The organism is Streptomyces sp. URMC 126 (assembly GCF_051386555.1).
Lineage (GTDB): Bacteria > Actinomycetota > Actinomycetes > Streptomycetales > Streptomycetaceae > Streptomyces.
The window spans coordinates 1-10350 of sequence record NZ_JBPQTX010000254.1 but is presented as its reverse complement, the minus strand read 5'-3'; the positions used below and the strand labels follow the sequence as shown (position 1 = coordinate 10350).

The window sequence follows — 10350 nt, the reverse complement described above, 5'->3', positions numbered from 1 at the left end:
GTATAAGAGACAGGCCGAAGCCCCGCCCTCCCCTCAGTGCTTCTGCGCCTGCAGACGCGCGACGTAGGCGGCGGCCTGCGAACGCCGTTCCATGCCCAGCTTGGAGAGCAGGCTGGAGACGTAATTCTTGATGGTCTTCTCCGCCAGGTGCAGCCGTTCGCCGATCACGCGATTGGTCAGCCCCTCCCCGATCAGATCCAGGATCCGCCGTTCCTGTTCCGTCAGCGAGGCCAGCCGGTCGTCGCCGCGCGGGCTCTTGCCGTCACGCAGCCGTTCCAGCACCCGGGCGGTCGCCACCGGGTCGAGCAGGGACTTCCCGGCCGCCACGTCCCGGACGGCGGACAGCAGCTCATTGCCGCGAATCGCCTTCAGTACATATCCCGAGGCCCCGGCCATGATCGCGTCGAAAAGCGCCTCGTCGTCCGCGAACGAGGTCAGCATCAGGCACTTGATCGCGGGATCGAGCGAACGGATCTCACGGCATACTTCGACTCCGCTGCCATCCGGAAGCCGAACGTCCAGAACGGCGACGTCGGGCCGGGTGGCGGGAATGCGCACCAGTGCGTCCGCGGCGGTACCGGCCTCTCCGACGACCTCGACATCCGCCTCCGTGGAGAGCATCTCGTGAACGCCGCGCCGCACGACTTCGTGGTCGTCGAGCAGAAATACCGTGATTTTTCCTTGTTCGCGCACAGTGTCAGTCTCACACATCGAGTCTTCCCCTGCTCTTGTCCTCCGGGATAACGTGCCGTCGTTCCGGCGGTAACCCTGCCTCGGCGGGGACGGCCCGCAAGGCTGTGACCAGTGCATTGACGGCCCTTTCTCGATTTACTTGGAAATCCAAGCAAAATCGCAGGTCAGAGAGGGTTTCGCAGGAATGCGGAGTACTGGGTAACGTGCATATTGCAGGCCATTCGGCGGGACACCTGTCACGCCCGGTTCGGCCTCGGCACACCCACCCCGTGTGCCGTCGGGAAGCGGGCGAGCACCCCCCAGCCCCACGGCGGGGGGACCCCCTACGGCAACCGGCGACCCCGGGGGCCGGACAGACGGAGGAGCACACGTGACCGTGGACAGCACCGCCGCGCGCAAGCCGCGGGGCGGCAAACGCGCCGGAGCGAAGAAGCCGGCGGCCGGGGCGGCCGAGCCGGAGCTCGTACAGCTGCTGACGCCCGAGGGCGAGCGGGTCGAGCACCCGGACTACGCCATCGACGTGACGCCCGAGGAACTGCGCGGCCTGTACCGCGACATGGTGCTGACCCGCCGCTTCGACGGCGAGGCGACCACCCTCCAGCGCCAGGGCGAACTGGGCCTGTGGGCCTCCCTGCTGGGCCAGGAGGCCGCCCAGATCGGCTCCGGCCGTGCCACGCGCGACGACGACTACGTCTTCCCGACCTACCGCGAGCACGGTGTCGCCTGGTGCCGGGGCGTGGATCCGACCAACCTCCTCGGCATGTTCCGCGGCGTCAACAACGGCGGCTGGGACCCCAACGAGAACAACTTCCACCTCTACACGATCGTCATCGGCTCCCAGGCGCTGCACGCCACCGGCTACGCCATGGGCATCACCAAGGACGGCGCCGACTCCGCCGTCATCGCCTACTTCGGCGACGGTGCCACCAGCCAGGGCGACGTGGCCGAGGCCTTCACCTTCGCCGCCGTCTACAACGCCCCCGTGGTCTTCTTCTGCCAGAACAACCAGTGGGCCATCTCCGAGCCCACCGAGAAGCAGACCCGCGTGCCCCTCTACCGCCGCGCCCAGGGCTACGGCTTCCCCGGTGTCCGCGTCGACGGCAACGACGTGCTGGCCTGCCTCGCCGTCACCCGGGCCGCGCTGGAGCGCGCCCGCACCGGCCAGGGCCCCACTTTCGTCGAGGCGTTCACCTACCGCATGGGCGCCCACACCACCTCCGACGACCCCACCCGCTACCGGCGGGACGAGGAGCGCGAGCTGTGGGAGGCCAAGGACCCGATCCTCCGCCTCCGCCGCCACCTGGAGCGCGAGGGCCTCGCCGACGACGAGTTCTTCGCCGCGCTGGAGGCCGAGAGTGACGCGCTGGCCAAGCGCGTCCGCGACACCGTGCGCACCATGCCCGACCCGGACGACACGGCGATCTTCGAGAACATCTACGCGGACGGCCACGCGCTGGTCGACGAGGAACGCGAACAATTCATCGCCTACCAGGCTTCGTTCGCCGACGAGGAGAGCAAGTAATGGCCACCGAGAAGCTCTCCATCGTCAAGGCGATCAACGCCTCCCTGCGCACCGCCCTGGAGAACGACCCCAAGGTCCTCGTCATGGGCGAGGACGTCGGCAAGCTCGGCGGCGTCTTCCGCGTCACCGACGGTCTCCAGAAGGACTTCGGCGAGGACCGGGTGATCGACACCCCGCTCGCCGAGTCCGGCATCGTCGGCACCGCCATCGGCCTGGCCCTGCGCGGCTACCGGCCGGTCGTGGAGATCCAGTTCGACGGGTTCGTCTTCCCGGCGTACGACCAGATCGTCACCCAGCTCGCCAAGATGCACGCCCGCGCGCTCGGCAAGATCAAGCTGCCGGTCGTCGTACGGATCCCCTACGGGGGGGCCATCGGGGCCGTGGAGCACCACAGCGAGTCCCCGGAGTCGCTGTTCGCGCACGTCGCCGGGCTGAAGATCGTGTCGCCGTCGAACGCGTCCGACGCGTACTGGATGCTCCAGCAGGCCATCCAGAGCGACGACCCGGTGATCTACTTCGAGCCCAAGCGCCGCTACCACGACCGCTCCGAGGTCGACACGGAGGCGATCCCGGGCCCGCTGCACGCCGCCCGCACGGTGCGCCAGGGCACGGACCTGACGCTCGTCGCCTACGGTCCGATGGTCAAGACCTGTCTGGAGGCGGCCCAGGCCGCCGCCGAGGAGGGCAAGAACCTGGAGGTGCTCGACCTGCGGTCGATCTCCCCGATCGATTTCGACGCCGTCCAGGCGTCCGTGGAGCGCACCCGCCGGCTCGTGGTCGTCCACGAGGCCCCGGTCTTCTTCGGCTCCGGCGCCGAGATCGCGGCCCGGATCACCGAGCGCTGCTTCTACCACCTGGAGGCCCCTGTCCTGCGGGTCGGCGGCTACCACGCCCCCTACCCCCCGTCGCGGCTGGAGGACGAGTACCTTCCCGGACTGGACCGGGTGCTCGACGCCGTAGACCGCGCGCTTGCGTACTGAGGGCTGAGGAGAGTCGTGACGATGACTGCGAGCACAGCGAGCGACCAGCGCTTCCGCGAGTTCAAGATGCCCGACGTGGGCGAGGGCCTCACCGAGGCCGAGATCCTCAAGTGGTACGTGGCGGTGGGGGACACCGTCTCCGACGGCCAGGTGGTCTGCGAGGTCGAGACCGCCAAGGCAGCCGTCGAACTGCCCATCCCCTTCGACGGCGTGGTGCACGAGCTGCGCTTCGAGGAGGGTGTGACGGTCGACGTCGGCACCGCGATCATCTCGGTCGACACCCGGCCCGGTGACGGGCCCGTCGGCCAGGCCGCCGGGGTCGACCCGACGGTCGCCGGCGCCCCGGCCGAGCCCGCCGCGCACGCCGAGACGGTGGCCGCGCCGGAGGGCGAGGGCCAGGGGCAGGGCCGGCAGGCCGTCCTGGTGGGGTACGGCGCCGCGCCGTCGTCCACCAAGCGGCGGCCGCGCAAGGCCCGCCCGGAGGCGTCGACGGTCGGCGCGGCCGTCCAGGCGGAGCTGAACGGGCACGCGGCGCCCGCCGCCGCGGCACCGGTGGCTCCTGCCGCCCCCGTTGCCCCTGCCGCACCCGCCGCACCCGCCGCACCTGCCGTCACCGGTGCCCCCGCGGCCACCGGCAGCGCCCGGCCGCTGGCCAAGCCGCCCGTCCGCAAGCTGGCCAAGGACCTCGGCATCGACCTGGCGTCCGTCAGCCCGAGCGGCCCGGACGGGATCGTGACCCGCGAGGACGTCCACGCCGCCCACCAGGCGAGCGTCGCCCCGCCGGCACCCGAGCCGGCCGTCGCCGCGGCCCCGACCGAGGCTCCCGCCGGGGTGGCCGGGACTTCCGCCGGGGTGTGGGCCGCGCGGGAGACCAGGATCCCGGTCAAGGGCGTCCGGAAGGCCACCGCGCAGGCCATGGTGGCCAGCGCCTTCACCGCGCCGCACGTCACGGAGTTCGTCACCGTCGACGTCACCCGCACGATGAAGCTCGTCCAGCGGCTGAAGGACGACCCCGACATGGCCGGGCTGCGGGTCAACCCGCTGCTGCTGGTGGCCAAGGCGTTCCTGGTGGCCATCCGGCGGAACCCGGACGTCAACGCCACCTGGGACGAGGAGAACCAGGAGATCGTCCGCAAGGACTACGTGAACCTGGGCATCGCCGCGGCGACGCCGCGCGGGCTGATCGTGCCCAACATCAAGGAGGCGCAGGCCAAGACGCTCCCCGAGCTGTCGCGGGCCCTGTCCGACCTGGTGAGCACCGCGCGCGAGGGCAAGACCAGCCCGGCGGACATGTCCGGCGGCACGGTCACCATCACCAACGTCGGGGTGTTCGGCGTGGACACCGGGACGCCCATCCTCAACCCGGGCGAGGCGGCGATCCTGGCGTTCGGCGCGATCAAGCTCCAGCCGTGGGTGCACAAGGGCAAGGTCAAGCCCCGCCACGTCACCACGCTGGCGCTCTCCTTCGACCACCGCCTGGTGGACGGGGAGCTCGGCTCGCGGGTGCTGGCCGACGTCGCGGCCGTCCTGGAGCACCCGAAGCGGCTGCTGACCTGGGGCTGACGCCGGGCGGCACTCCGTTGCGCGGAGGGGCCGGGGCCGCGTGAACGGGGCCCGGACCCCGCTACGGTCCGTGGTCCGGTGAACGGACCGCGGTCTCGCGAACGGGCCCCGGCCCCGCTAACGGACTGCGGTCTCGCGAACGGGCCCCGGCCTCGCGAACGGATCGCGGTCTCGCGAACGGTCCCGGCCTCGCGCCGGACATGACGGAGGGCCCGGACGCGCCTACTCCTCACCCCCCTCCAGTGAGGAGCGGGCGGCGTCCGGGCCCTCCGTTCAGGCAGAGCGGCCTAGGGCCATTCCCACCGCAGGGTGGAATGGCCCGTGTAGGGCAATTTACTTAAGATTGACCGACACTTGCAGTGTCGGAACGGGCGTCGGAACGGGAGGCCCCCTTTGACGGGCGCGCGTGCGGGCGGGGGTGCCCAGGACCCCACGGGGGACGGGGAATCCATCAGCCGTCTGCTCCGGGCCTGGCGGGCCCGGATCGACGCGCGGACCGTCCCCGAGCTGCGCGGCGTCCACCCCCGGCCGGGGCGCCTGCTGTCGCAGCGGCACGTCGCCCGGCTCACCGGAGTGAGCGAGGGCTGGTACCGGGCCCTGGAGGCCGGCCGCCGCCAGGACTTCTCCGAAAGCTTTCTGCTGCGGGTCGCCGCCGCGCTGCGACTTAGCGAGGCCGAGACGCTGACGCTCTTCCTCGCCGTCTGCGGCCGGCGTCCGCCCGGCTCCCCCTGCCCGCCCGGCGAACTCCCCCAGGGCGTCCGGGACCTGCTCGTCCAGCAGACGACGTACCCCGCCTACCTCTCCGACAACGCCTGGAACATCGTCGCCTCCAACCGCCTGATGGGCGAGTGGTTCCCCTGGGTGCTCCGCCCGGGGGCCAACCTCATGCGGTGGGCCCTGCTCCACCCCGAGGCCCGCGAGCAGATGCTGGACTGGGAGGACAACTGCGCCCGGGCCTACCTCGCCATGCTCCGCGTCGCCGCCAACAGCAACCCGGGCGACGCCGCACTGCGCGCCCTGGTCGGCGAGGTCCTGGCCTCCGACGCGGACTGCCGCCGCATCTGGGCCGAGGAGCACGACGTCGTCGAGCACCGCGACGGGCACGTCTTCCGGCTCCGGCTGCCGTACCACGGGTACGCCGAGATCCGGGTGGCCAGCCATGTGCTGCTGCCGATACAGCGTCCGGACCTGCGCTTCGTCTTCATCACTCCGGTGCCGGACTGAGGACGGTCCCGGACGCGGCCCCGCCGTCCGGTCCGGCGGGTGGGCCAGGCGGTGGCGGCCTCCCCCGGCCGTCCACCGGCGTCCGGCCGTATCCCTCCTGTCGTCCCCCCGCATCGTCCCCCTGCCGTCCACCCTCATCCGGCCGGACCGGCTCCGCCGCGGTCCGTACCACGTCCCGTCCGGATCGCGGACAACCCCTCATCAAGGCATCTGTCTTGTATCTATGCTGTGTGCATGCCCTCCACCCCCTCCGTGTCCCTCACGTCTTCCTCAGTGCGGTCCCCGAAGTCCCCGCACACCCCGAGGCCCGCGCGGGCCGAGACGGCGGCGCGGGCCGAGGCGCCCGCCGTCCGCCCGCCCGCGGCCGACCGCGTCTACGCACATGTGAAGGACGGCGTCCTGCACCGGCGGTACGCCGGGGGGACGCTGCTCACGGAGGGCGGGCTCGCGGAGGCCGTAGGGGTCTCCCGGACACCCGTCCGCGAGGCGCTGCTGCGGCTGGAGGGTGAGGGTCTGCTCAAGCTCTACCCGAAGAAGGGGGCGCTCGTGCTGGCCGTGTCCGCCCAGGAGATCGCGGATGTGGTGGAGACGCGGCTGCTGGTGGAGAAGCACGCGGCGGCCAAGGCCGTGCCCGCGCCACCGGCCCTCATCACCCGGTTGGAGGAACTGCTCGCGGACATGCGCCGGCAGGCCGCCGACGGCGATCTGGCCGCCGTCTCGGTCAGCGACCGCGCCTTCCACGCGGAGATCGTCCGCAGCGCCGGGAACCAGATCCTGTCCCGCCTCTACGACCAGCTGCGCGACCGCCAGCTGCGGATGGGCGTCGCCGCGATGCACGCCCACCCGGACCGCATCGCCAAGAACATCGCCGAGCACGCCGAGATCCTGGAGGCCCTGCGGGCCGGGGACGCGCCCGCGGCCATCGCCGTCGTCGACCGGCACGTGAGCTGGGTCCGCACCCTCGCCCAGGGGAACGACCGATGACCGCCCCCTGTCCGGGCCTGCCCGGTGACCCACCGGGCGGACGGCGGGCGGCGGCGGTCTGGGGCGTCGGGGTCGGCGTCTACTTCGTAGCCATCGTCTTCCGTACCAGCCTCGGCGTGGCCGGCATCGACGCGGCCGAGCGGTTCCACATCAACGCCTCCGCCCTGTCGACGTTCTCCATACTCCAGCTGCTCGTCTACGCGGGCATGCAGATACCCGTCGGCCTGCTGGTCGACCGCATGGGCACCAAGAAGGTGCTCGCCCTCGGCACGGTCCTGTTCACCGCCGGGCAGCTCTGCTTCGCGCTCTCCCACTCCTACGGGACGGCCCTGACCGCCCGCGCCCTCCTCGGCTGTGGCGACGCGATGACGTTCATCAGCGTCCTGCGGCTCGGCGCCCGCTGGTTCCCCGCCCGGCACGGGCCGATGGTCGCCCAGGTGGCGGCGCTGTTCGGGATGGCGGGCAACCTCGTCTCGACCCTCGTCCTCGCCCCGCTGCTGCACTCCCGCGGCTGGGCCACGACGTTCGGCGGCAGCGCGGCGGCCGGCGTCGTCGTCCTCGTCCTGCTCCTGGTCTTCCTCCGGGACCACCCGGAGGGGTACGCGCCGGCGCCCGCCCCGCGTCCGGGCGCGGGCTACGTCCGGCAGCAGATCACCCGCGCCTGGCGGGAGCCCGGCACCCGGCTGGGCATGTGGGTGCACTTCACCACCCAGTTCCCGGCGATCGTCTTCCTGCTGCTCTGGGGCATGCCGTTCCTCGTCGAGGCCGAGGGGCTGGACCGGGGGACCGCGGGCCGGCTGCTCACCCTCGTCGTCCTGGTGAACATGGCCGTCGGCCTGGTCTACGGCCAGATCGTGGCCCGGCACCACGCCGCCCGGCTGCCGCTCGTCCTCGGCACGATCGGCGCGACCGCGCTGCTGTGGGCGGTCACCCTGGCCTGGCCCGGACCGCACGCCCCCATGTGGCTGCTGATCACCCTCTGCGCGGTGCTCGGCGCCTGCGGCCCGGCCTCCATGATCGGCTTCGACTTCGCCCGGCCCGCCAACCCGCCGGAACGGCAGGGCACGGCGTCCGGCATCGTCAACATGGGCGGCTTCACCGCGTCCATCACCACCCTGCTGGCCATCGGCGTCATCCTCGACGCGACCGGCGACGACTACCGGACCGCCTTCGCCACCCTCTTCGCCGTCCAGGCGGTGGGCCTGGCCCAGATCCTCCGGCTGCGCGAGCGGGCCCGGCGGCGGGAGCGGGAACGGGTGGTGGCGTCGCGGGTGGAGACGGTGCACGTACCGGTGTGATCCGGGGTGGGGCGTCCCACCCCCTGCCCCACTCCCCTCGTCCTCAGGGAGCCCCTAGGGGACCTAGGGACCTACGGGTCCTGCGGGCCCTAGGGAGCCCTATGGGCCGTAGGGGTCCTACGGGCCGTCGGGGTCCTACGGGGGGCCCAGGGAACCCGGGGGCCCTACGGCACCCAGGCACCCCAGGGGCCCTACGGCACCCAGGACCCCTTAAGGGGTCACCGCGAACGCCCGCAGGATCGCTTCCGCCAGCCGCCGGTCGCCCTCCACCCCGACCCGGTCCGCCACCGCCTCCGGCCGCACCCGCCCGCAGGCGAGCCGGAGGTACGTCTCCCAGTCCATGGCGAGCGTCACCGCGGGGCCGAGCGACACACTGGAGTCGAGCGTGCCCCGCCCCGCAGCGTCGACCCGGACGGTCCGCAGGAACTCCACCGGCCCGTGGACGTCCACGACCACCGCGCTGCCGGGCGGCGCCCCCGCGTCCTTGGCCACCACCCTGGGCAGCCCGGCGAGCAGGATGTCCCGGGCCAGCGGCGCGGCCGGCGCGTCCAGGTTGCCGGGCACGCCCAGGGCCCGCCGGAGGTCCTGCTCGTGCACCCACACGTCGAAGGCCCGCAGCCGCAACTGCTGTTCGAGCGGCCGCTCCGGGCCGCTGCCCAGCGGCCAGCGCACCGGGGTGTGCGGCGGCCGCGTCTCGTTGCGCAGCTGCCGTGACCGCCGGATGATCGTCAACTCCAGCTCGGAGGTCATCTCCAGGGCCGTGTGACAGCGCCGCACGTCGACCTGGACCTCCACGTAGCGCGAGAACTCGTCGGTGACGTGGAAGAGGTCGCGCGGCAGGGTGTGGATCGGCCGTGGCTCCCCGAGCATTTCGCTCTCCACCCCGATGACATGCGAGACGACGTCCCGGACCGACCACCCCGGGCACTCCGTGGGCCGGTTCCAGTCACCCTCGGCCAGTGGTTTCACCAACTCGTTGATCGCTTCGATGGAATGGGTCCAGGCGTCGATGGCGGGCTGCAGGCTGGGGTGGACGGTCACGTGATCCCTCGTGCGGTGCGTGCGTTCGGCGGCATGGGTACGGGGCAAGTGCTGTCTGGGTCTCAGCAGTTAAGTTACGCTGCGCACGAGCAGCACGGCAGAGGTTTCCCGGGCCGAGAGTGGTGGTAGCGGTGGTAGTGTGCGCGTCTCGCTGATCCAGCTCGCCGTGGACCCGGCGGAGACCACGGACGCCCGCCGGGAGCGCGCGGCCGGCCTCGTCCGCGCCCAGCACGGCCGCGACCTGGTGGTCCTCCCCGAGCTCTGGACCGTGGGCGCCTTCGCTTTCGACTCCTTCTCCGCCGAGGCCGAGCCGGTGAACGGCCCCACAGCGGCGGCGATGTCGGCCGCCGCGCGCGACGCCGGGACCTGGCTGCACGCCGGCTCGATCGTCGAACGGGCCCCGGACGGCGCCCTGTTCAACACCTCGCTCCTCTTCGCCCCCGACGGCACCCTGGCCCGCACCTACCGCAAGATCCACCTCTTCGGCTTCGACCAGGGCGAGGCCGTCCTGCTGAGCGCCGGCCGCGATGTCGTCACCGCCCCCCTCCCGGACACCGTCCTGGGCCTCGCCACCTGCTACGACCTCCGCTTCCCGGAACTCTTCCGGTCCCTGGTCGACGCCGGCGCCCAGACCCTCGTCGTCCCGGCCGGCTGGCCCGAGCGCCGCCGCGCCCACTGGACCCTCCTGGCCCGCGCCCGCGCCGTCGAGGACCAGGCGTACGTCCTCGCCTGCGGCACGGCCGGCACGCACGCGGGCGTGGAGCAGGCGGGCCACAGCATCGTCGTCGACCCGTGGGGAGAGGTCCTGGCCGAGGCGGGCCGGGAGGAGCAGGTGCTCACCGCCGACCTGGACATGGAACGGGTGGCCCGCACCCGCGAGGAGTTCCCGGCGCTGCGCAACCGAGTGCTGGGTCGGTAGCGGGCCAGGGGACCAACTCCCGCACCGGATCCGCTTATTCCGGTTACCCGCCAGGCTGACCGTGTACGTTCAGGCCATGAACGACCAGTACCCGCACACCCCGCCCCAGCCGTCCCCCGTAGCGTC

9 protein-coding genes are annotated in these 10350 nt (G+C 72.3%); 7 read left to right on the top strand and 2 right to left on the bottom strand.

Annotated elements, in window-relative coordinates; genetic code table 11:
* Positions 1-33: 33 nt before the first annotated feature.
* Positions 34-693, bottom strand: a complete 660-nt coding sequence (locus tag ACSNOK_RS25200) for a response regulator (protein WP_436783052.1) — start codon at positions 691-693, stop codon at positions 34-36.
* A 370-nt stretch (positions 694-1063) separates the two neighbouring features.
* On the opposite strand from ACSNOK_RS25200, the gene pdhA reads away from it, so the two are divergent.
* The 6 genes from pdhA (at position 1064) to ACSNOK_RS25170 (ending at position 8264) form a co-directional block, all read left to right on the top strand.
* Positions 1064-2215 (top strand): pyruvate dehydrogenase (acetyl-transferring) E1 component subunit alpha, encoded by a 1152-nt coding sequence (pdhA, locus tag ACSNOK_RS25195; RefSeq protein WP_436783051.1) that lies wholly within the window; start codon positions 1064-1066, stop codon positions 2213-2215.
* Positions 2215-3195, top strand: a complete 981-nt coding sequence (locus ACSNOK_RS25190; RefSeq protein ID WP_436783050.1) for an alpha-ketoacid dehydrogenase subunit beta — start codon at positions 2215-2217, stop codon at positions 3193-3195. The genes pdhA and ACSNOK_RS25190 overlap by 1 nt, the downstream gene beginning before the upstream one ends.
* 21 nt (positions 3196-3216) lie before the next feature.
* Entirely contained in the window at positions 3217-4758 is a 1542-nt protein-coding gene (locus ACSNOK_RS25185) for a dihydrolipoamide acetyltransferase family protein (protein ID WP_436783049.1), read from the top strand.
* Between the two features lie 393 nt (positions 4759-5151).
* The gene (locus tag ACSNOK_RS25180; RefSeq protein ID WP_436783048.1) at positions 5152-5982 is read left to right on the top strand and encodes a helix-turn-helix transcriptional regulator; all 831 of its coding nucleotides are present in this window, start codon (positions 5152-5154) and stop codon (positions 5980-5982) included.
* A 234-nt stretch (positions 5983-6216) separates the two neighbouring features.
* On the top strand, positions 6217-6966 hold the full coding sequence (locus ACSNOK_RS25175) for a GntR family transcriptional regulator (protein ID WP_436783047.1): 750 nt from the start codon (positions 6217-6219) through the stop codon (positions 6964-6966).
* Positions 6963-8264, top strand: a complete 1302-nt coding sequence (locus tag ACSNOK_RS25170; RefSeq protein ID WP_436783046.1) for an MFS transporter — start codon at positions 6963-6965, stop codon at positions 8262-8264. Before ACSNOK_RS25175 ends, ACSNOK_RS25170 begins: the two co-directional genes overlap by 4 nt.
* 210 nt (positions 8265-8474) lie before the next feature.
* Here the strand turns inward: ACSNOK_RS25170 and ACSNOK_RS25165 are convergent, their stop codons facing one another.
* Positions 8475-9305: a maleylpyruvate isomerase family mycothiol-dependent enzyme gene (locus ACSNOK_RS25165; RefSeq protein ID WP_436783045.1), complete on the bottom strand. Its 831-nt coding sequence runs from the start codon at positions 9303-9305 to the stop codon at positions 8475-8477.
* 139 nt (positions 9306-9444) lie between these two features.
* On the opposite strand from ACSNOK_RS25165, the gene ACSNOK_RS25160 reads away from it, so the two are divergent.
* Complete coding sequence (locus ACSNOK_RS25160; RefSeq protein ID WP_436783044.1) at positions 9445-10224, top strand: carbon-nitrogen family hydrolase; 780 nt, start codon at positions 9445-9447, stop codon at positions 10222-10224.
* Positions 10225-10350 lie beyond the last annotated feature (126 nt).